General features: G+C 24.7%; 22 protein-coding genes. 5 read left to right on the forward strand and 17 right to left on the reverse strand.

Going from position 1 to position 23,711, the window contains the following annotated elements; all coding sequences use genetic code 4:
* Window positions 1-37: 37 nt before the first annotated feature.
* From STABA_RS04270 to STABA_RS04290, 5 genes are all read right to left on the reverse strand, one after another.
* A complete protein-coding gene (locus STABA_RS04270; protein ID WP_156006874.1) occupies window positions 38-2,728 on the reverse strand; it encodes an endo-beta-N-acetylglucosaminidase in 2,691 nt (896 codons plus the stop codon).
* Window positions 2,728-3,582, reverse strand: a complete 855-nt coding sequence (locus STABA_RS04275; RefSeq protein WP_156006876.1) for a hypothetical protein — start codon at window positions 3,580-3,582, stop codon at window positions 2,728-2,730. The genes STABA_RS04270 and STABA_RS04275 overlap by 1 nt, the downstream gene beginning before the upstream one ends.
* Window positions 3,583-3,616: 34 nt before the next feature.
* Window positions 3,617-4,372 carry a hypothetical protein gene (locus STABA_RS04280; RefSeq protein ID WP_156006878.1) on the reverse strand — a complete coding sequence of 252 codons (756 nt, stop codon included), beginning with the start codon at window positions 4,370-4,372 and terminating at the stop codon, window positions 3,617-3,619.
* A 664-nt stretch (window positions 4,373-5,036) separates the two neighbouring features.
* Window positions 5,037-6,317: a glucose-6-phosphate isomerase gene (locus STABA_RS04285; RefSeq protein ID WP_156006881.1), complete on the reverse strand. Its 1,281-nt coding sequence runs from the start codon at window positions 6,315-6,317 to the stop codon at window positions 5,037-5,039.
* Between the two features lie 24 nt (window positions 6,318-6,341).
* Window positions 6,342-6,668 carry a S1 RNA-binding domain-containing protein gene (locus STABA_RS04290; protein ID WP_246157316.1) on the reverse strand — a complete coding sequence of 109 codons (327 nt, stop codon included), beginning with the start codon at window positions 6,666-6,668 and terminating at the stop codon, window positions 6,342-6,344.
* Window positions 6,669-6,756: 88 nt separating this feature from the next.
* Here STABA_RS04290 and STABA_RS04295 point away from each other — a divergent pair, with 88 nt between their 5' ends.
* Window positions 6,757-7,005 carry a NifU family protein gene (locus STABA_RS04295; RefSeq protein WP_156006883.1) on the forward strand — a complete coding sequence of 83 codons (249 nt, stop codon included), beginning with the start codon at window positions 6,757-6,759 and terminating at the stop codon, window positions 7,003-7,005.
* Window positions 7,006-7,025: 20 nt separating this feature from the next.
* A complete protein-coding gene (locus STABA_RS04300) occupies window positions 7,026-7,505 on the forward strand; it encodes a hypothetical protein (RefSeq protein ID WP_156006885.1) in 480 nt (159 codons plus the stop codon).
* Window positions 7,506-7,537: 32 nt separating this feature from the next.
* Here STABA_RS04300 and STABA_RS04305 read toward each other — a convergent pair whose 3' ends face one another.
* From STABA_RS04305 to sufC, 8 genes are all read right to left on the reverse strand, one after another.
* Window positions 7,538-8,362: a hypothetical protein gene (locus STABA_RS04305; protein ID WP_156006887.1), complete on the reverse strand. Its 825-nt coding sequence runs from the start codon at window positions 8,360-8,362 to the stop codon at window positions 7,538-7,540.
* 106 nt (window positions 8,363-8,468) lie between these two features.
* Window positions 8,469-8,927, reverse strand: a complete 459-nt coding sequence (locus STABA_RS04310) for a hypothetical protein (RefSeq protein ID WP_156006890.1) — start codon at window positions 8,925-8,927, stop codon at window positions 8,469-8,471.
* Between the two features lie 15 nt (window positions 8,928-8,942).
* Window positions 8,943-9,701, reverse strand: a complete 759-nt coding sequence (locus STABA_RS04315) for a hypothetical protein (protein ID WP_156006892.1) — start codon at window positions 9,699-9,701, stop codon at window positions 8,943-8,945.
* Window positions 9,702-9,734: 33 nt separating this feature from the next.
* Window positions 9,735-11,147 carry a Fe-S cluster assembly protein SufB gene (sufB, locus tag STABA_RS04320; RefSeq protein WP_156006894.1) on the reverse strand — a complete coding sequence of 471 codons (1,413 nt, stop codon included), beginning with the start codon at window positions 11,145-11,147 and terminating at the stop codon, window positions 9,735-9,737.
* The gene (gene sufU / locus STABA_RS04325) at window positions 11,147-11,587 is read right to left on the reverse strand and encodes a Fe-S cluster assembly sulfur transfer protein SufU (protein WP_170264703.1); all 441 of its coding nucleotides are present in this window, start codon (window positions 11,585-11,587) and stop codon (window positions 11,147-11,149) included. Before sufU ends, sufB begins: the two co-directional genes overlap by 1 nt.
* Before the next feature lie 13 nt (window positions 11,588-11,600).
* Entirely contained in the window at window positions 11,601-12,815 is a 1,215-nt protein-coding gene (locus STABA_RS04330; protein ID WP_156006898.1) for an aminotransferase class V-fold PLP-dependent enzyme, read from the reverse strand.
* A gap of 1 nt (window position 12,816) precedes the next feature.
* Window positions 12,817-13,584 carry a SufB/SufD family protein gene (locus STABA_RS04335; RefSeq protein WP_156006900.1) on the reverse strand — a complete coding sequence of 256 codons (768 nt, stop codon included), beginning with the start codon at window positions 13,582-13,584 and terminating at the stop codon, window positions 12,817-12,819.
* Between the two features lies 1 nt (window position 13,585).
* Window positions 13,586-14,326, reverse strand: a complete 741-nt coding sequence (gene sufC / locus STABA_RS04340) for a Fe-S cluster assembly ATPase SufC (RefSeq protein WP_156006902.1) — start codon at window positions 14,324-14,326, stop codon at window positions 13,586-13,588.
* A gap of 177 nt (window positions 14,327-14,503) precedes the next feature.
* Between sufC and STABA_RS04345 the strand changes: the two genes are divergently transcribed.
* Entirely contained in the window at window positions 14,504-16,804 is a 2,301-nt protein-coding gene (locus STABA_RS04345; RefSeq protein WP_156006904.1) for a lipoprotein, read from the forward strand.
* Window positions 16,804-18,612 carry a lipoprotein gene (locus STABA_RS04350; RefSeq protein ID WP_156006906.1) on the forward strand — a complete coding sequence of 603 codons (1,809 nt, stop codon included), beginning with the start codon at window positions 16,804-16,806 and terminating at the stop codon, window positions 18,610-18,612. The genes STABA_RS04345 and STABA_RS04350 overlap by 1 nt, the downstream gene beginning before the upstream one ends.
* 458 nt (window positions 18,613-19,070) lie before the next feature.
* On the opposite strand, the gene STABA_RS04355 is transcribed toward STABA_RS04350, so the two are convergent.
* From STABA_RS04355 to STABA_RS04370, 4 genes are all read right to left on the reverse strand, one after another.
* Window positions 19,071-19,874 (reverse strand): DDE-type integrase/transposase/recombinase, encoded by an 804-nt coding sequence (locus STABA_RS04355; protein ID WP_156006908.1) that lies wholly within the window; start codon window positions 19,872-19,874, stop codon window positions 19,071-19,073.
* Between the two features lie 115 nt (window positions 19,875-19,989).
* Window positions 19,990-20,334 (reverse strand): helix-turn-helix domain-containing protein, encoded by a 345-nt coding sequence (locus STABA_RS04360; RefSeq protein WP_156006910.1) that lies wholly within the window; start codon window positions 20,332-20,334, stop codon window positions 19,990-19,992.
* A 439-nt stretch (window positions 20,335-20,773) separates the two neighbouring features.
* Entirely contained in the window at window positions 20,774-21,388 is a 615-nt protein-coding gene (locus STABA_RS04365; protein WP_170264704.1) for a flavodoxin, read from the reverse strand.
* A gap of 91 nt (window positions 21,389-21,479) precedes the next feature.
* Window positions 21,480-21,845: a MerR family transcriptional regulator gene (locus tag STABA_RS04370; protein WP_134297159.1), complete on the reverse strand. Its 366-nt coding sequence runs from the start codon at window positions 21,843-21,845 to the stop codon at window positions 21,480-21,482.
* Window positions 21,846-21,967: 122 nt separating this feature from the next.
* Between STABA_RS04370 and STABA_RS04375 the strand changes: the two genes are divergently transcribed.
* The gene (locus tag STABA_RS04375; protein ID WP_156006914.1) at window positions 21,968-22,837 is read left to right on the forward strand and encodes an aldo/keto reductase; all 870 of its coding nucleotides are present in this window, start codon (window positions 21,968-21,970) and stop codon (window positions 22,835-22,837) included.
* The last annotated feature ends 874 nt before the right edge of the window (window positions 22,838-23,711 follow it).

A 23,711-nucleotide genomic window follows, 5' to 3' on the forward strand; every position in this document is an offset into this window, starting at 1 on the left:
ACTTTATCTAATTTTTGAAAACGCATGTTTTTTTCTTCTATAAATTAATTTTAAATTTATAGATATCTCCTTTCTTACCAGTAGATTTATATACAGGTCTCATTCCTATTTCTATTCCATTATCACTTAATAAGTCTTTTAAGTAATAAGCTGTTTGACTAGTTTCTCCAATTCTAAATCATTTATTATCTTTAAATACATAAATTTGATAATAATCTACTAAGTTTTCATCAGAAACTTCTCAATTAAATCTAATACTATTTTTTACTTGATCTTCATAGTTCCTATAGATAACATATTCAGATTTAGGATTGAAGATTCTAAAGTTTTTTTCTTGTTGATTTGTAACAAAATTATTACTTTGTACATTTAATTCACCAACATTAAATTTAAATTTTTCTGACTTAGGTTTTATATTTAAACCAATTCTAGCTAAAACTTTATTTTCATTTAGTCCTAAATTTTCTTCTGCTAGATTAATAGTTATTCTTTTTCAATCATTAGAAAGATTTTCTATTTTTTCTGTTTTATATACCTTAGATTCATCTTGATAAATGGGTTTCCCTTCACTGTCAGCAAAAGTTAATCTTATATTCACATCAGATTTAGATTCAACTGGTGCATTATCTTTATAAACCAAACTTAAAGTATTGTTATCTTTTTTAATATTAGTTCCGATAATATCTCAACCATAAGTTTTATTTGTATCTCATGTAGCAGGTAATATTTTTCCTTCTTGGTCAAAACCAGAACCTATTACAATAGAGTTACCTTTATTGTAAATATCATAATAATCATAACCTCCAGCTATTTCATCAATTGGTAAAGCTGTATCGGGGGATTTTGTGTCAAATATTCTCCATTTATAAGTTGGTAATATATCTGTCAATCTTCTATTTAATCATGGATAGTTTTTAAAAACTGTATTTTGATCCTCTACAAAATTTACTCCGCCACCAGTAGAAAAATTAGTTTTTAAAAATGAGTTTTCTATATTTTTGTCTATAAAAACTGTTTTTTCTCTTACAAAACTACCGATTCCTAAACTACTTGTGTTTGTTTTTGAAGCATTACTATTATAATTAAATATTTTTTCGATCATATCTACATTTTGTTTGGGTTTGTTATTTCAATGAATTCTAGGATCTACTGAAATTGCTTCTGAAGCAAAGTTACTTAAACTTCTTACTTTCTCTCCATATTCGCTTCCATTTAATCCTTTATCAGAATTACTAATAAACATATTTGTTCCGCTGTAAATAATATCGTTATATAAAGCATTAATCTGATTTTTTAGTAAGTATCTTCCAATTGTTCCTTTTTTTTCTTTACCTAATATATTATCAACTGCTTCTGCAAATTTTGCTGATCCACCATCATAAAAACCTGAAAAACTACTTGGTCTAGTTTTATCATATGCTTCACTTCCATTTAAATTAAAAGGATAAATTAAGTTTTTATAATTATATGTTCCATGAATAAATACGTTATAACCACCATCAATAATTGTATAAATATCAGAACTCTTATAATCAGGATTTTCTCTTAAAAAGCGATCATAACTACCTGGAGAATGTCCAAAGTCAAGTTGTAAACTTGTCAACTTGTTAATATTATTATCTTTATAACCAGACTTACTAAATTTGGCAAAGTTATAATTAGTATATGATTCTGAGGTTTCATCATATTCTAGATTTGCTCATGATTGATAGTAGATTATATTTAAATCTCTTATTTTTTTATCTTCTGAAAGACTTGTTTTTCTATTAAATTCTTGAACTATTTTTAACATGTCATTAGTATTTAAAATAGTTCCATCTGCAGCAAAACCATTTGCTTCATTGTTGATAAATCAACCATCAAATCCAAAATAATTAGCAATTTCAATCAATTTGTCAACAATTAAGAAATTGCCTTGTTCATCTTTTTTTAAAAAGCCCTGTAACATTTCTTTTGTTAATCCATGAAAACCATCCAAAAAAATATTTCCATAAATTTTTGCACCTTGTTTATGTGCTGATTCGATATTATCTGCAGGTGGTGGAATAATTGGTCCTTCATATCATGAACCAGATCATCCAACAAAAACGTTGTTGAATTGTCAATTAAGCTGAGTAGTTTCAAATGGATTTTTTGATCCTACAATTGTATTACGATTCGTTGATGGACCTTGAGAGTTATAACTTAATAAGTTAAAGTTAACACGATCATCTTGCGAATCAGTTGTTTTTGCAGCTACAAATTCTCTATCACGAATATCAAAATTAGACTTTGCATATTTTGCATCCATATCTTTTTGAGGATCAAAGTTTAGCAACTCATTCAATCGACGATAATATTGTGCTGGAGATTTAATACCAAAATCACTTGCGACATTCCCATTTGGCATAAAACCTTTATTCAATGGCACACCAGTTGAAACTTGTTTTTCTATATCTTTTGGTCATTTAAAACCTGTACTAAAATTTTCATAATCAAGATATGTTTTATAATTATCTGGATTTATACTTCCTAAATCATTCATGTTTGATTGAGAACTATCAATTTGGTAATTAATATCATATGGATCATATTCGATTCCATCACCATTTTCTTGATTTGATCATTGAAAATTGCTAAATCCATTCAAAAAGCTATTTATATCTTCTTTAACTTTACAAGAAACAACCTGAGTAATAAAAGTAGAAGGAATTGATAAAAGCAGCATTGCATTAAGTAATTTTTTCATTATAATTTATACCCCCATTTAAATAAAAAATAATATCCACATAGAGAAACACCTAAAAATATTATAGCCGGTATTAAAGTTTGATATATATTTCAAAAAGGCGCAGGACTTCCATAAAAATAATCTGGAATTATTTGAGTAAGTCCATATATATCATAAATGGAATAAGAAGTAACAAGCATGGTAAATCAAACAAAATATTTTGCAGGATTTAAGTAACCTAGTATTCTAAAAACTTTAAAATTACTTGTCATGCTCGGTTGTACAACAGAGTCTGATAAACTTAAAGAAAATATTAAAAATAAAATAACAAAAAATATTGATAAGGCTACATTTTTAGTAATTGAAGTTAGCAATAAATTTATCGCAGTTAAAAACATAATAAATATAAAAGTGCATAAAATATATAATATTCAAATATACCATTTTAAGTTTTGTAACACTTCGTTATGAATAACAACTGTTGTTGAATAAACTAAAATATTATAAGTTATAATGTTTAATATAATGTTTGTTGTAGAAATTATAAGATTTATAAAAAATACAGACAATAAGAAGCTTATTCTGTTAACTTCTCCAATCTTTAGCTTAACTAAATAATTTCTTTTTTTTCAATCAATCACAACAAGTCCAATGTACATCGATGAAAAAAATACGCAACTTGTTATAATTGAAACTATAAATGGAGGCATAGGTAAATTTGCAGAATTTTTAAATCATACAATAAATACTAAAATAAATGTCGCTATAGAAATGACATATGTATAAAAATAAGTTTTATAGTTTAAAAATACTCCTTTTGCCAAAAGTCTGAACACTTTATTAAAATTGCTTACTTCGCTTTTAAATTTCATTTTCTTTTTTCCTTTATCAAATTACTATTATTTTTTAATTATGTTTTTCTATAAACACATAATCATAAAGATCGTCAATAAAACTTTTCATAACTGAGTTGGCTTCAACTTTTACATCTGCTGGGTAGTTTGCTAAATCTTCTTCAGATGGCCCCTTAGTTCAATCACCATCTTGAACATAGTTTCCAAAAGTGTAGAAATTAATATCAAGTGCAAATCCAACAATTTCTCATAAGTTTGAGTTTCATTCTCTAACGGAGTCATAGTAAGTTATTGCATTGAAATATTTTAAAGCTCATAAGATAATAAATGAATTACTATCAATTAAACTACTCCCTGTTTTTTTAATTTTGTTAATTCTAGATTCAATGTATAAAGATTTTAATGTTTGTGCTCCAAACATTTGAATATCATCAGAGTCACAAACTTCTTTATAGATTTTTTCAATTTCAAAATTCGGTATTCCTCTATTATCACAATTTTGATTACATGAATATGGATTATCTTTATAGTAATACAATAATTTTGTATAGTTTTTCAAATAATCAGATTTTATCTTTTGACTTATATCATTTAGTTCTTGTGCAGATTGTGTGTGCATACTTTGTCAAGTGCTTAAATATTCATCTGTTTCATCCGGTCAATTTTTATTATAGTTGAGTTTTTTTTCAATTTTTGATTCAATTTTAGGATTAATATTTTTAATATAATACGCTACACAAATTCCAAAATTAACTATAAATATAAAAAAAAGACATAAAAACAATAAATAAATTCTTTTTTGTTTCATAAACTTTTTCTCCATTTTTAATTTTTTTTAAATTTTACTTATACATTTTAACAATATATTGATTAAAATGATACATTTAAAAACTTTTTTTCTATTATTACTTTTTTATTAAATACTTGGTTATATTAAACTTGAAGCCAAAAGTTTACAAAACATTTAATAGTAGTTTGATCTTTTAAAATACGATAATAAGATAGTTAAATCAATATATTCTAAGAGAATAAAATTTAATAACAAAAATATCAAGGCATTGAATTTAATTCAGAAAGTTTTAAAAGCAAAGAGTATTTTAAAGTTTTTCATAATAATAGTATTTTTTCTTTTTAATGCAAGGAAACTCAAAATTTGAAAATTGAATAAAATTTTTTATCTTTTTTTATAAAAATATACTTATAGAAAAAATTCATATGCGGAAGATAAAATATGTAATTATTAATAAACATAATTTTTTTACAGAATTAAGTTTTTTATCTTTAAATAAAAATTATTATAAAACTTAATTGAAAGATTTATGTTAACTCTATATTTTTTGTAAATATAGATTTTATATCCTTTAGACATATATAATTGTGTAATTATTGGTTTAAATTTAACAAAATAAGCAAAAAATTACTAAATTATCTAATTTAGTAATTTTTTATATTCTAAAAGTATTTAATTATGACTAATAACCAGGTTTTTTAAGTAGTTTAAACATGTTATTTTTGTAAATTTCTACTCCAGGTTGATTGAATGGATTAATTCCAAGTAAATATCCGCTCATAGCAACAGCTAACATAAATCAGTATATTGCATAACCGAACATTTTTGCATCCATTGTTTCAAATTCTAAAACAATATTTGGAACTTGACCGTCATTTGCATGAGCATCAATTACTCCTTGAAGTGCTGTTTGATTAATTTTGTGGAATGAATTTTTTGTTAAATAATTCAATCCATCTAAATTTTCTTTATTTTCTGGAACATTTATATCTTTTGTTGGATGTTTTACATCAATAATTGTTTCAAATAAGATATTTTTTGTTCCTTCTTGTATAAATTGTCCTAAAGAGTGTAAATCAGTTGAAAATACACAGCTTGTTGGGAATAGTCCCTTACCATCTTTTCCTTCTGATTCACCAAATAGTTGTTTTCATCATTCGCTAAACATTTGCATTTGTAGTTCATAACTAACCAAAGTTTCTGCTTTAAAGCCTTTTTTAGTATTTAAAATGTATCTTGCAACAGCATATTGATATGCTTGATTGTTAATATCTTTTAAATCTTCATAAGCTTGTTTTGATCCTGCGAATAATGCATCTGTATCAATCCCTGCTACTAATAAAGGGAAAACTCCAACTGGTGTAAATACACTAAATCTTCCTCCAATATCGTCTGGAATTGTAAAAGTTTCATAACCTTCAGCAGTTGCTAATTCTTTTAAAGCACCTTTCGCTTTATCAGTAACTGCTACAATTCTTTTTTTTGCTATTTCTTTTGATTTTGTTTCTACTAAAAGTTTTTCAAAAACTCTAAATGAAATTCCAGGTTCAGTAGTTGTTCCAGATTTTGAAACATTTACAATTCCAAATTCTTTATCTTTTACATAGTTTACAACTTGATCAATGTAAGTTGAACTCATTGTATTTCCAATATAAATTAATTCAACTTTATCATTTGGATATAAACCTCTAATCATTTCATCAGCAGCTCTTGCTCCCAAATAGCTTCCACCAATTCCAATAACTAAAAGTACTTCAATTTCTTGACGCAGCTTTTTTGCAACTTCTTTCATTTTGTTATATTCATTTTCATCATAGTTAACAGGTCAATCAAGTCATCCTAAAAAATCACTACCTTGTCCTGTTTTGTTTCTAATCATTTCATCAACTTTTTTAATTTTTTCTTTATCAAATTCTTTAATTTCTTTTTCAATCTTAGAATTAGAAAAGTTCACTTTTATCATATTTAAATACCTCTTTTTTATGTACTATTTTGTATCTGCTACAACATTTTTTAAATTATCAAAACCTTCTCCAGTTTCTTTTATTTTAGATTCATTTTCTTTTAAAAGTTCTGGTCTAATGCGTTTATAACTTAATTTTACTTGATTCTTATCATTTATAAATTCAATAACCTCAACATCAACTTCATCACCAATATTGACAAATTGAGTAATATCACCAACAAAGTAATCTGAAAACTCAGATATGTGGATCAATCCTTTAATAACATCAGATTCATCTGTAACTTCACAAAAGGCACCATAGTTAACAATACTTGTTATTTTTGCTTTAACTTTTTGTCCTTTTTCCATTATTTCCTTGCTCTCCTTCAATAAAAATTATAAACTTATTTTAGGAAATTATAAAGGGGTTTAAGAATAAAATTAAAGTTGGTAAAATATGGAAAAAAATAAAGACAAAAGTTTAGAACAAAAAGTAATCGATGTCATAGATCAACTAAAAATGTATGTTCGTCAAGATGGTGGAGATATGGAATTTGTAGCCCTTAAAGATAAAATTGTTTATATTCGACTTTTAGGAAATTGTGTTGGTTGCGGACTAACAAATATGACTTATAAAGAGGGAGTAGAGAGTATTTTATTTGAAGAATTTCCCTATGATATTGATGGTGTAGAATTAATTTTATAATTAGAAAAGGTAGGAGAAAAATGATAATACTTGCAGATAATGTTAGATTTATAGATGCTTATAATGCGGCAATTGCAACAATTTCAACAATAACAGTTATTTTTGCAACATTAATTATTCCAATATTGGTTAAAAAAAGTAGTAATCGAAAAATTAAAATGGATGCAGCTCAAGAAGCAATAGATAGTGCATTTGATAAATATCATTCAGATCAATCAAAAATAAATGATTTTGATTGATATTTTGCAGAAATTTGTGCAGTTCAAAAAAAATATGATGTGACTTCTATTAGATGTTTGAACTGTAGTAAGGTAAGTAGTTGTGATAAATACAATGAATGATTTAAGACAAGATTAAGAAATGTTCCTGAAGTTAATAATTTTAGTTTTAAGTCAGGAAAACTTAACTTTAAAATTCAATTATCAGTTTTACTTTGTTATAACTGTGTTAATGATAAAAAAGTCAAACCTTTTATCGATAAAGAAAGTGTAAAAAAATAAAACGTTATTTATTAATAATAATTAACGTTTTTTTATTCAATATTTTTAGTTCTTTTTTTAGAATCTTTTGCTACTTTTCTAGGTTTTTTTTCATTTGCTAAATTATTTTGTTTTGCATAAACTAAATTAGAAGTATAGTTGAAAAATACTGCAATTAATCACAATGCAACATACAATCCAATAATACCAACAATAAACACTCCTACTCCAACTTTTTGTCAATCCAATTGTGGATATGGAAACGGATTATATCCCATGCTCTCATCTCGAGCTCCTGGATAATATTTTATTTCTAATGCCGCTCTAGTAATCGCAAAAGTTACATACATAGTTAAAAATATGTAATTTAATCAGCTATATTTTTTCATATAGTCTTTATCTTTTACAATTGATTTTGGAAATAAATAATAAAATGTGAACATTAAAATTGGTGTTAACATATGCTCTAGAATTGATTTAATGATGTTATATCATGTATTGAAACCAATAGTTTGTTTATTTGTTGACTTTTGATAAATTAAATTTAAATTATAAACAAGAAACTGCACAAACGTTACCGCTATTAAAGCTGTAAAAAAATTTTTATTTACAACTCATTTTGGCATTGCGTCAGGTTTAAAAAAAGCAATTGTATTAATAATTCCATAAATAGATGTTAAAGCTCCAACTCAAACAGATAAATAAATAGATTGAGCCATAAAACTAATGTCAAAATCTCTTGTTCTAAGACCAAATGGTGGTACATCAACTGGATTTGTAATTGATAAGATTAAATCTAAACCAATGCAAAAAATCGGCACAATTGCTAATCATAAATAAAATCCAAGTTCTAATTTCTTAGGTAATTTATATTTCATTTTTTAAATTTCACTTTCTATTTTTATAATATTTAACATTTTACATTTTAAAGAAAATAAAAAAAAGCAAAAAAAAATTATTTTTTAAATAATTTTTTTTTGCTTTTTAATCAATATTAACTGTTTTTGTAAATAATGCATTCCAAGTATATTTACCATCATCTGCAGTTACTTTTTTTATTATATATATGTCAAAATTATTTTGATTTTTTTTACCTTGAGCGCTCAAAATATATTCAATATTAACCTCTAATGTTATCAATGATAAATTTTTAAAATACTTTTTCATTTCTTCAAAATTGTTTGATATTTGTTTTCCTGTATTACCAAATACAATTTTTGGGTTACTTAGATCATTTTTTTCATTTTCTAAGCTTTCTTTTAAAACCCTTTTCTCTAAATCAATATATTTTAAAAAAACTCCATCATCAAAATTTTTAATAAAATTTGAATCATTCATATTATCTACATATGTAAGTTTATTTATTTTTTCACATGAAGACAATATAACTGTAGTATTTGATATTATTGTTGTTGAAACCATTAAACTTATTATTTTTTTCATATTTACCTCTATAATTTATTTATTACTTTTAAATTTCTTTTCTATTTCATCCATAGCTCATTCGATTTGTAAATATTTAATTCTTAAAGATTCACTTTCTTGATTTTTATATACTTGTGAAATTTGATAATATATTTCTTTAATTTCATCTAAATTCATTTTATCATCAACACCCAAAACCAAGAATGGATCAACAGTTTTATCAAAATCAAGATCCATATTTTTTAACTTCTCTGCTTTAACAAATTGTTGACCCACTTTTTTTTGTTTAAGTTTAATCAATAAACTTTTAATATTATTTTCTTTTTGTTCAATTTCTTCAGCAAAAACACTATAATATTTTTGATAATCTTTATAGTATTTAAAATTACTAAGTAATTCTTTTCTAATTTCTCAAATTTCATCAACTTCATTTTTATATCCATTATGTAAATAATTATATAAAGTGTCAAATTCAGATTCAAAATTTGTTACATATCAAGGGTGTTTTTCGAAATTTTCATATGGAAATAAGTATATACGATTATTTTTTTTCAATAATTTTAATCAATCCCGCTTATTTTCTCTTGTCAATGTCATTAACTCTTCTAAATTAACATCTTCACTATTTTTATATGTTTTTTTGATTTTATTTTTTTTATTAATATAAAAAGTTAAACATACCAAAATGATTGCAATACCAATAATAGCAATAACAAAAGTAATTAAAGATGATTTTCAATTAAAATTATCAAAAATACCATACATAGTAACTTTAAAAAATAAGTTATTCATTTTTTTACTCTATCTTTCTTTCAATATTATAACTTAACCAACAGAACCTTCCATATCCATTTTTATCAATTGATTTAACTCAACTGCATATTCTAAAGGTAATTCTTTTGTAAAAGGTTCTAAAAAACCCATAACAATTAATTCCAAAGCTTCTTGTTCACTAATACCACGACTCATTAAATAAAATAATTGTTCTTCACTTACTTTTGAAACTGTTGCTTCATGTTCTATTTGCGACTCATTATTGTGAACTTTATTTTGAGGAATAGTGTCAGAATGACTTTGGTTATCTAAAATTAAAGTGTCGCATTCAACTCTTGCTTTTGAATTATATGCATTTGGACCAATAAAAGCTAAACCTCGATAATTTGCTGTTCCACCTTGAAAAGTAATTGATTTTGAAACAATCTTAGATTTAGTTTCTTTTCCTAAGTGTATCATTTTACTTCCAGCATCTTGATAAACACCTTTTTTTGCAACAGCAATTGATATAGTATCTCCTTGTGCTCGATCCCCTTTTAAAATACATGACGGATATTTCATATTAATTTTTGATCCAATATTTCCATCAACTCATTCCATTCTTCCATCTTCTTCAACAAGACTTCTTTTTGTAACTAAATTTAATACATTATCACTTCAATTTTGAACAGTTGTGTATCTAACATGACTTCTTTTACCAACAAATATTTCTACAATTGCTGCATGTAAATTGTTACTTGAATAAATTGGTGCAGTACATCCTTCAACATAATGAAGTTCTGCATCATCTTCAACAATTATTAATGTTCTTTCAAACTGTCCTGATTTTTGAAAGTTAATTCTAAAATATGCTTGTAATGGTCTTTCAACTTTTACTCCTTTTGGAACATATATAAAAGTTCCTCCAGATCATACAGCACTATTTAAAGCAGCATATTTATTGTCATCATTTGAAACTAATTTCCCAAAGTATTGTTTAAAAATTTCAGGATATTTTTTCAAAGCAGTATCACAATCTGTAAAAATTACTCCTAAATCTGCAATTTCACTTTGTAATTGTTCATAAACTGGAGTTGCATCTCATTGAGCATTTATTCCCATAAAAAAGTTTTTTTCAGCTTCTGGAATTCCTAAACGATCATAAGTTTTTTTAATGTTTTCTGGTAACTTTTCTCAACTGTCAACTATTTCATCAGTCCCTCTTGTGTAGTAATAATAATCTTGAAAATCAATAAAATTCAAGTCTGGTCCAAAATCAGGTTGAGGACGAGCATTAAACTTTTTCAAACTATCTAAACGAAAATCAAGCATTCATTCAGGTTCATTTTTAATTTGAGAAATTTGACTAACTATTTTTTCGTTTAATCCTTTTTCTACTTTAAAACTTGAAGTTTCTCCTTCATTAAATCCATATTTATAATTACTTATTTCTTTAATTTCTTTTTCTTGTTTTAATTTTTTCATTACTTAACCTCACTTTCTAATATATTTTTTAAGCCATCTGCACCAAGTAAGGCACAATTAATACGATTGCCTTGTTGATAGATTTGATAAAAAATAATTAACTCATCCAATATATCTTCATTATAATTTTGTCCAACAATCATATTATGATAATTTGACAATATATTTAAAGCTTCTTCTTTTGATTTATTAATAATTTGATTGCATAAAATATCAATTGCAGCTGTACTGATTGCACAACCAACTCCTTCAAACTTTGCATTTTTAACTTGATTATTTTCATAAGTTAATTGAACATCAATTGCATCTGCACAAGTTGGTGAATCTTGATATTTTACATAAATATTTTTTTCATTTTCAATTAGTCCTTTATTTTCTGGATTTGTAAAGTGTTCCATAATTATAGAACGAAGCAATAATTTGTCATTTTTATCTATCATATATATCTCCTCATTATAATAATTCATCAATTCAACTATCAGCATCTTGTAAAGCAATTATTAATTTATCAATATCTTCTTTGTTATTATAAATTGATAAACTTATTCTAATTGTTGATTCGCTATCAATTAAATGTTTAGCTAATCGAGCACAATGTTTTCCTGTTCTTACTAAAATATTGTATTTTTTATTTAAAAATGATCCAAAATCTTGAGCATTTACATTTTTTAAATTAAACAAAATGATTGGTTCATGATTATTAATATTATAAAACTCAAACTTTTCCAATTCGATTTTATTAATGTTTGCTATGAAATATTTTTTTAAATCTCTTAAATAGTTATTTATGTTTTCAATATTATGCTCTTCAATAAAATCAATTGCCGCTTTTAAACCAGCAATAGCACTTAAATTTAAAGTTCCTGCTTCAAATTTGTAAGGCACTTTTGCAAGAATATATTTTTCGTATTCAATTGAAGAGTTATTTCCTCCACCATACATAATTGGATCTAAGGATTCTAATAATTGTTTTTTTCCTCATAAAACCCCTAAACCAAAAGGACCAAACATTTTATGTGCTGAAAAACAAAAAAAATCAATATTTCAATCATTAACATTAGATTTAATATGAGAAACCGATTGAGCTCCATCAACTATAACTATAATATTTTCATTAATACTCTTTATAATACTTGTGATTTTTTTAACATCATTAAGCGAACCCATAGTGTTAGAAACATTTGCAAAAGAAACTATTTTAGTATTTTTATTAATTTTATTTTTTATATTATCAACATCAATTGTTCCATCAGAATTCAAATCTAAAAAGTTAATTTTTATTCCAATTTGCTCTTCTAATATTTTTCATGGTAGTAAATTTGAAGAATGTTCTAAAATAGTTAAAAGAATTTCATCATCTTTTTTTAAAACTTTTTTCAATCCAAATGCCACTTGATTCAAAGAATGGGTTGTACCACTTGTAAAAATAATTTGTTCATAATTGCTTGTGCCAATAAAATTTGCAACTTTTTTTCTAGTTTCAATAAGCATTTCATTTGCAATATAAGCGTTTTTGAATAAATTATTATGAGTATTTGCAGCGATTTTTACATTATATTCATATTCTGCATCTAAAACTTGCTTTGGTTTTAAAGCTGTTGCTGCTGAATCAAAATAAATATCATCTTTATTAAAATAAAAATATGGAAAATGTTTTTTATAACTCATATTAAATCATTCCTTTTAATATATCTTTTAAATGCATAGCTATATTATCATTTTCTAAATTAATAAAAACAGGTTCAAAATATCCCATTAAAATTAATTCTTGTGACTGTTGTTTTGTTAATCCTCTTGAACGCAAATAAAAGATTTGATCTGGGTCTAACATACCAATTGCATTTGCATGACTTGCAACGATATCATTTTCATCAATTAATAAAACTGGATCTGAATTTGCTTTTGCTTCTTTATCTAAAACTAACAATCGTAATTCTTGATGCGCTTCACTTGAACTAGAACCATTTTTAATATCGCTTATACATCTAATAAAACCTTTTGACTTGTTTTTTAAAACTTCATATGCACAAATATTAGATTTTGTATTTCTTGCTAAATGACATACTTTTATAATTGAGTTTTTTTTGTATTCTTGGTTTGCAATTGAAGCACTATAATACTCAACTGAACTATTTTCATCTCTTAAATTAATTGAGATATTATCATCACAATCATATTTAGTTAAATTAGCAATATTTAAAACCAAATTAGCATATTTTTCTAAATTAATAATTATATTAAAAGTTTTTTTGTCAAAATTATTGTTTGATACAAATATAAAATGTAGATTAACATTACAACTTTCTTTTATATTGATTTCTATATCACCTTGAATATCGCTTAAAAAAATGATTTTTTTATCATCATTTTCAAAAACTAATTGATTATCAATCTTGCTAGAAAAATCTATAACTGTTTTTTCATTTAAAAAAACCATATTAGATTAACTCCTTAACTCAGTTATAACCTTCTGAATTAATTTTATCAACTATTTCTTTTCCTCCACTAGTTATGATTTTTCCATCAATTATGACATGAGCATGAGTTGGTATAACTTTTTTAAAAAAACGATCATAATGAGAAACAATAACCATACCCATTTTTGAAAAATCTAAAGCATTTAAATTTTTTGAAACCACTTCTAAAGCATCAACATCAAGTCCTGAATCAATTTCATCAATTAAACTAAATAATGGATTTAACATTTTCATTTGTAAAATTTCGTTTTTTTTCTTTTCTCCACCTGAAAATCCATCATTTACAAATCTTTTTAACATATTTAGATCAAAATCTAAATCTTTTGCTTTTGTTCTGATATCTGACATTATGTCTTTTAATTTTTGTTTTTCTTCACTATGGGCATTTACCACATATTTTAAGTACTCAAGATTACTTACACCTGGAATAGTTTGAGGGTTTTGCATAGCTAAAAATAATCCTAATTTACTTCTTTCATCAACTGATAAATCTAAAATACTTTTATTATTAAATAAAATATCTCCTTTTGTTATTTCATATTTCGGGTGACCCATAATTGCCATTAACAAAGTTGATTTTCCATTACCATTCGGTCCCATCAAGGCGTGAATTTCTCCAGACTTTATTATTAAATTAATTCCTTTTAAAATTTCTTTTTCTTCAATTTGAACATGTAGTTCTTTTACTTCAATAGTGTGCATATAAAGTTCTCCTAACAAAATAATTATAATTTGATTTGATGAAAAATAATTGTCAATTTAATAAACTATAAAAAAGTTAAATTTTAGCAGATAAAGTAAAACTTTCAAATTAATCATATTATTTTTATTTTTTTCTTTATAATTATTGTGATAAACAAAATTCAAGGAGTGAATAGTGTGAAAAAATTGTTAACACTACTAGGAAGTTTAACACTTGTGTCAAGTGCAGCGAATGTTGCAGTTGCGTGTGGAACTTACGACATAAAAGACAACGGTAACTCAGTTATCGTACAATTTCTAAATTCTTTAGACGGTAAGGCTCATATTGATGCATCTCATGTATTAGTAGACTTAATCAATGCTTCAGGTCCAACAAATAGAGAAGCGTTTTTAATTGAAATGCTTCAATTAATGAATGTATCATTATTAGCAAATTCAAATACATTTTTTGGAGCTGAAGGTACATTAAAACTTGATGAAAGCAATACTGCTTACAACAAAAATTTAGGAGAAACTTTATCTTATAGATGAGATTCTTTAAATAAAGCTGTGGATCAACAAATTGAACGTGAAAAAGAAACATACAAAGTAAAAAACGGTAAAAAATGAGAATCTAAATGAAAAGATATGCTATATGAAAAATACACAGTATATCAAAACAAGAAAAAAGAAATGGATTTAGATTTCTTAGAAAAAAAATATAAAGCAAATATTTTATTAACAGATACTACAAACAATGCTACAAAAGCAATTTTAGATGTTTTATTAAATACAGATAGTTATGGAGTTACTTGAGTAACTGCGCAAACAGTTAAAAATAAACTATCTAAATTATTAGAAGTTATTAATGATGATGCTAAATTTAGCTCAGTTTATGAAGCTGATAAAAATGCAGTTAGTCAAATTATAAATGCTCAAACAATGGATTCAAAAAATTGAAAAGCACCTGCCGACTTAGATGTTGCAGCAGCTAAAGCAGCTGTTAGAAATATTACAAGTGATAAAATTATTTGTGATGTTCCAGAAGACATCAATCAATGAGTTGCAACATCAAGTAATACAAGATCAGGAATGTTAAGTAACTCACAACTTTTCTTTTTAGAGAAATATTTTGAAATTAAAGCACCACTTGCAATTAGTGAAATTACAATTCCGTTTGCAACAAATGGTAAATTTGAAGATGGAATCTCTTACGAAGACTTTAAAGGTGATTTTGATGTAACTGCAAAAGATATTGATAAACTTTTAGTCAAATTAACACCAGATAAACAAGAACCTTTAGCTGAAAGTTTTTGAAATGAAGCAGCTAGAAACTCAAGTAAGTTAAACATCGGGTCAATTAAAAAGTATGATAAATTGCTTACTTTACAATCAACTGATTTTTCAGATTCATTAAAAAACGTAGTTTACGATTATGTTTTAGGAAGTGAATATGAAAAACCAGAAGAATTAAGTTTTGACGGAAAAGATTTTGAAGCTGATATTAAAAAAATAACTAACAAACTTACAAGAGCGGAAAGTGTTGGATCTCCATCATTAGAATCAAGAGCTGCAGCTGCTTCTAAGGGTGCAAATGTATTTTATGGTACTTTAAAAAATAATCCAGGTAAATTATTATATATTGATACTGATGGAATGCATATAGTTTCAATTGATGGGTATGATCAGTTAAAAAATAAAACAGAGAATAAATTCAAAGATTTAACACCTCTTGCTCAACTTCAAGCATTTAATGATTTCCATAAATTATCAGATAACCAAAAAATCTATTATATGCAACACGATACAGAAACTACTTCAAATAGTGAAAATAGAAACTATATGAATATCTTAAATAACTCAATCAAAAACAATTATTTAAGATATCTTGTGAATAACTCTTTGATTAGTGGAATTTCAGATGCTCCTGTATCATTCGACATAGTAAATGAGTTAAAATCATGAGTTTCAGTAACAAGTGCAACAGATAAAGAAACTTTTTGAATGACAGCAGTTTTTGATTATTTCAAAAATGTTACAACAAAAACTAAAGAAGATTCAAATTCTCTTGAAGATGTTGAAATCTTCCTTAAAAAATTAGTTGTTTTTGGAGAAGAAAATCCTACAAATAAAGAGTTTGAAGAAATTGCGAAATCTATGCAAGGATGAGTTGCAAGCAAAATTAAAGTAGCTCAAATTAATATATCAGTTGCACCTCAAATAGCATTTTCCGAAAAACATACTGCATGAGTAAAAACAATCAAATCAAATACAACAACAAACTATCCAAAAGCAGTAATTGAAAACTCTAATTTCTCTATTGAAAAAATTGGTGGAGCAATCCAAAAAATATGACCAGCAAAAGGCGCAATTTATACCGAAGGTGCTGCAGCTATTTCAAGTCCAATTAGTATGAAAAGCTTATTAGAAAGTGATTTAATTAAAAATAATTTTATCAATAGTTATTTAGAAGCTAAAAAAATTGGAGGTAAAAAATAATGAAAAAATTATTAGGTTTCCTTGGCGCTATTACCTTAATTACTTCAACTAGTAGTTTAGCAGTAGCTTGTGATAACAAACCAGATAGAGTTTCAAAAGTAAGCTTAAATCCAGAACTTGCAAAACAATTAATTGCTGCTCTTGCAGGAGATCCAAGTCTTGCAAATAAAGACTTCGGAGATATATTCTCAAGTTCTGATGCAACAACAATTGTTGTAAGAATTATTAATGAATTAATTGCTAAAAAATTTGGTTATGATTCAACAAATAATAACTTAGAAAAATTAGGTTTAAAAAAATTTGATGATGAAAACTCAGAAGGTTATTTGCCCCAACAATTCATTGATACATATAAAAATCAAGCAGGAACAGTTGCAGAAGATTTATTATTTACAGAGTATACAAGTTCAATTTCAAGTACAAGATTAGACTTTAGTCAAATTAATACAAAATTATATTCTTTAAATCCAATAGAAGAAGTAAAAAGTATAGTTGATTTAAATGGTAAATCATTTAATGTTATAAAGGGTGCAAAAATCTCATTTAATAAAGACGGAGACAAAGAATGAACAATTTTAGCAGAGGGAGATAACAAACAACAAAATCTACCCGAACTTTCTGATTTAACAAATCCAAAAAGTATTTTCTTTATTGATGGTAAATATACATCTGATAACGCAAAACATCAAATATCTCCAAAAACTGCTTTAAGACTAAGATTTCAAGATTATTTCGATAATGAATTAGTTAAAAACATTATTTCTAACCTATTAACAATGTCATATATGGATGCTAATAACTTTTCTATCTTACCTTCATCTGAAAGTCAAGAAGATTCAACTATGAGTCCATTTATAAATACTAGTTCACCATTATTTTCAAAAACACAATCATGATTTACAACTAACACAACTGGTGAAAATAGAAATTGAACCACTAATGTTAGAATGGTTTGGTCAATAAAGTTTAGAAAAGATAACGAAAGTAAAGTTAGAGATGAATTAAAAAAACATGACATTAATAGCGGTTCTGATAAAGTTGTTGACTTTTCAAACGGTAACTTAAAACAAGGATCTTCATTAATTAAATTGATGTCAGATATTGCTAAAAGTTTAAAAACAGAAGAAGAAAGCGGGGTTATTTATAATGAAGATAACTCAAATGCTTACGACTCATTCTTTAGAGCACAAGGATATAAAGGATTTACAATATTTGAAAATGGTAGTGCAATTGGTAATAACCCAATTTCAGGAAAAAACTATGAAAGTGCTGTAAAAGAGGCTAAAAAACCAAGTATTTTATTAAAATCTGGTAGTCCCTTCTTTGAAGATAATGAAGATAAAAACATTGAAGAAATCGTATTTACATTACCAATTTATATGATTGAATTATTAGGAGCTAGTGCTGAATCTAATGATAGTTATATATATCAAATTAAAGGCGCTGATGAAAAAGGTAAAGATATCGAGTTTGGTTGATCTGGATATGGATCAAGTAAAACTAAATATAAAGATATTTGAAACCAAGATAATAATAAAGAGTACCACTCAGTTGACGTTCAAAATTTAATATCAGGTAAAGATATTGAAGACTCATCACAAGTTTCTACACAAGAGTCAAATTATAATTCAGCTGGTTATGCAATGATTAACCAGATAAAATATATGGTTTCTCAAGACTCTACTATCTCAGAATTAGCAAAAACAGTTCTATATACTAAATATCTAGATGCGGATCACATTTATTATGCAGGTTTATACGATCAAATTGGTAAATATATTAAAAATAATAAAGATGCAGACGATTAAAAAATAGCATATAATGTGATATATCAAAAAAATATTCTATTAAAAATAGTAAATATAATTCTCTAAGTATACATTATGTTTAAAAAAACATAAAATTATACAAGGAGAATTTTTTATATGGCCACCTTCAAATAGATATATCATATTTTTTTATATTTTGATACTTAAAAATGATAAATGAATGTTTTTAAAAATACTTATGTTATAAAGATTTATAAAATATGTATATTTTTTTATTCGGCAGTTTGAAGGTTGTGTATATATCGAGAAGCTTTTAGAGATAACTAACGCATTTAAAAAACTACAAACATGATAAGCACAATGGAAAATATGAATTAATTTAAAAAATTAATAGATAAAAAAATGCAAAGCTTAAAAAAATAAATGACCAAAAATAGAAAATTTGGTTTTAAAAAGTTTAATAAATAAATATAATTATAATAAAGGGTCACACCAAACTACATATATTTTAACAAATTACTCTCAAAAATTTCTTTGGGAGTATTTTTTAATTTGTTTATTATTCTATTATTAGAATAATTTCATACACAATCTTTCATTCAATTTATAAAAGTTCCATCATCTTCAAACTTATAACCTACATAATAATTTTGTTTTATGCTTTTAAAAAATGTTTCTACTATCGAGTTTTGTCAAGAAGCATATCCGTCTGTCATGCTTTGAATAATATTGTAATTGTTACAAAATTCTTTCATAATTAAGCTCCTAAATTGTGATCCTCTATCCGTATGGATAATGCTATTTTTTACATCATATTTAGCAACTAAAAGTTGCATACTATTAATAAGTTCTTCGTTTGTTTGATTGTTTGCAAAATATGTTATTAAAGGTAGTCTAGAATATATATCAATATAAACAAATAAGTAAATTTTTTTGTTTTTTATTTTTAACTCCGAAATATCTAAACAAATTTTTTCTAACGATTTATTTGCAATAAACTCGATTTTATTTGTTTCTTGGTTTTTTAATAAATTGGGAGCTGTATTTATTGGATCTTTGCTTTTTTTAGTATAAGCTTTTCATTTTCTACTTTTTTCACAATTTTCAGGAACTAGATTTTGTGCTTTCATAGAACTCAAGACCATTTTTAGACATAAACCAAATTTTAGTGCAATTTTTTTATGCCCTCATTTTCGATGAGTTCAATATTTTGAATCTTTATCGTAAAAAACTTTGTTTATAAATAAGTCATAACTTGTGTCTCTTTTGTCATATATTCTTTTGAACCATTTGCTAATCATTTATTATAAGCTTTTAGATTAATATTTAAAAGATTAATTAGTCATGATAATGCTATATTTTTTCGCTCGTAATTTTTTGCTATTTTATACAATTCGATATTTACTTTTTGTTTTTTTATTCCTTGACTAGAGATGCTGTATACTTTTCCATAACTTTTACTTTACTTGTTAGTTTTTTATTCTTTTTTTCTTTAATTTGCATCTCTCTTCTTAAATGTTCCAACTCTTGTTTCGTTTTTTCAAACTCAACTTCTTTATTAATTTTAGCTTTTCTACCTCTCTGTGCATCAATTAGCCCAGCAATTCCTTTTTGTTTATAACGATTTTGTCAAACATAAATAGTTGATGTTTGTTTAATATTATATTTTAAAGCTAACTTTCTTGCGCTTATATCTGTAGTTGTAAACTCATCTATTATTTTCTTTTTTTCTTCAGCACTAAATAAAATAGTTTTTGCCATAAAAAAAAATCACCCCTCTATAAAAACTATATACATAATTTTTATGTAGTTTGGGGTGACCCTTTAAGATTATATTAGATTTCTTTATTTTAACTTTATTAATATTAGATTATAATAAATTTATTTTTAATGTCTTTTTTACTATAAATATTAATCTCCCAAGGTAAATAGTTCAATTCATTTTTTAATTATTATTATATTTTTTACTCCTTTTATTGTTTGAACTTTTTGTCTTTGACTTTCGGTATATAAAAACAACCTTTATATAAAAACTAGTTATTTAAATTATTTTGAATAACTCGGTCTTTTATAGGTTGTCTATTCTATTTCTTATTTACATATTCTTCTTATAACTCAAACTTATTTTTATTATTTTAATAAAGCTTTTTTATTGTTTATAAATTTTTTTTAAGAAAATTATTAATTACAGTTTTAAGAACTATTCTAAAGTTTTAACTTTATCTAAATATGTGTTTGCAAGTCAATTGTCCACATCGTTTCTACTACTTGAATAAACTTCTTTTTCTATAATGGCATCTTTTGATGAATTATCTCTTAAAAAGTTTAAAGCTCTAGTTAAATGTTCACTTAAATAAGCAGAAGATCTAATAAATGGAAAAATACGTTTATTATCTAAGTTATAGTGCTCTAAAAATGAACCTATTATCATAGGTGCAACATGTCACCATATAGGAAAACCTAACAATATATAATCATAATTATTTATATATTCTGGATATTCTTTCATTTTTGGTCTTAAGTTATTTACCGCTTCATTTCTTGCATCTTTTGATAATTCTGAGTAATTTGAAGAATATGGCAATTCTCTTTCAATTTTAAATGTTTTTACATCAAGTTTGTTTGCGATATAATTTGCCATAGTTTCAGTGCCATTAGATCAAGAAAAATAAACCACAATTGTTTTTGATTTTGTATTTTCATTTATCTTGTTGTCAAATTCGTTATTTATATCAGATGTTGAACAACTAACGGTACCAATTGATAAATTTGAAATTAGCGCGATACTAAATACTCATTTTAAAATTTTTTTCAAAAATACCTCCTTATATATAAAGTTTAAATATTTTAACTTTATAATATAATGATAAAACATTAGAGCAACACTAATGCAATACAAATTTATATTAAATTAAAATTTTTTGAAAAATTTTAATTTTATTTTTTAAAAACTCTATTTGATCATCAATATCTTTTCGCATTTTTATTGCTAATTTTAATTGTTTATCTATTATTTTAAATCTCTCTAACATTGTAGTATCACCTTGCTCTATAAGTTGCAAATATCTTTGAATATTTTTTAGGCTAAGTTTTGTTTTTTTAAGGCAAATTACAAGTTCTATAAATCTAAGATCTTTTTCTTCTACATAACGATATCCATTAGCATCTCTTTTAAAACAACTTAAAATGTTTTTTTTATCATAATATCTGAGTGTATGTTCAGATATAGAATATCTTTTTGAAATATTATTTATATAATATTTTTTATTCATAAAATCACCTATTAAAAATATAGCATATAAAATAAATTTTTTTAATAAAATGTATTGACTTAGAGCAACTCTAATGATTTATTATATAAATAATTACAAATGCGTAATTAGGAGGAAAAATTATGAAAAAAATCAAATTAAATGATGGTAATGAAATGCCTTTTATATCTTTTGGTACATATCAAATAACAGATTTAGAACTATGTGAAAAAGTTGTTTTAAATGCTTTGGAAGTAGGATATAGAGCAATTGACACAGCACAAAGTTATTTCAACGAAGAGGCTATAGGTAATGCCCTAGAAAAAACAAATGTTGCAAGAAAGGACATATTTTTAACTACAAAAATATGAATTAGTAATTATAATTACAATAAAACAATTGAGTCATTTTATAATTCTTTAAAAAAATTGAAAACAAATTATGTAGATTTAGTTTTAGTTCATCAACCTTTTGGTTATTATAGAGAAGCGTTATCTGCACTTTTAAGTCTTAAAAAGTTAGGTTATATAAAATCAATAGGTATATCAAATTTTTACGATGATAAATTGGCTGATTTATGCTTATTTAATAATAGCGATTTTATTCCAGTTATTAATCAAATAGAAGTGAATCCATTTTTTCAAAGAGACAACACAATAGAAAATAACATAAAATATGGAGTAAAACCAATGGCATGAGCTCCATTTGCTGAGGGAAAAAATGATATATTTAATAACTCAGTATTAAAAAAAATTGCAAACAAACATAACAAATCAGTAGCACAAGTTATTTTAAGATGATTATACGAACAAGATATCCCATTTATCACAAAAAGTATTAATATTGAAAGAATGAAAGAAAATATTTCTATATTTGATTTTAGTTTATCTAACGAAGATAAAGAACAAATCAAGTCTTTAGATAAAGGGGTTTCTCAGTTTTTTAATCATAATGATATTGATGGTGTTGAAATGATATATTCGTTAGTGAAAAAGAGAAATGAAATTAAGTAGTTAAAATTGTTTTGTAAATTAAACATAAATGAGTTAAAAAAGCAAATTGAGTAGGATTGTCTAAAATTAGTCTTTTATATTAGAAAAAAATTTAAAAATGAATTTCTTAAAAAAATGAAAATTAAAATAATGCAAGTAAAAATACTTTAAAATATTTAATATTCTTTGTAAACCTAATTTAGAGTTTAAATATCGATCTAGTTTTATAAGAAGTAAAATTGAATAGAACTTTTAGATAAATAAAAAACTATAACAAAGTTAATACAAACAGCGGCAGGTTTTATTTTGATTAGAAAATAAATTTTGGTAAATAAAAGTATTAGGGTATCTGAAAAATAATTAGAAAAGATAGACATTTATTAAGCTAGTCATTTTAAGGAAAATTTTTATATTAGTAATGATTTGATTGAATAACTTATGAAATATCTAATCTTATTTGTTTAATTTAACTAAATCTAAGTTTTTTATAATAAAAATATAATTAAATAGATAAAAAAAATTTTTTGCATTATATGTAGGTGAATTTTAAATTGAAAAAAAGTTTTTACAATATAAAATATATATTCCAAATATATAAAAAAATTACTTTAGTGAGGTCCTTTTATTTAATAAATTTTAATAACGATATTCTAAAGGGCAACACCGAAATAAATATATTTCAACAAAATTACTTTAAGTTTCTATTTGGGAGTAATTTTTTTTATTATTCAAATATTTTCATATACAATCTCTTATTCAATTTATAAAAGTTTCATTTTTTTTTGCAAGCTATAACCTACATAATAATTTTGTTTTAGACTTTTAAAAGATGTTTCTCTATCAAGTTTTGTCAAAAACATATCCTTATGTAATGCTATGTATAGTATTGTAATTA

It is taken from the genome of Spiroplasma tabanidicola (assembly GCF_009730595.1).
GTDB classification, from domain to species: Bacteria; Bacillota_I; Bacilli_A; order Mycoplasmatales; family Mycoplasmataceae; genus Spiroplasma_A; species Spiroplasma_A tabanidicola.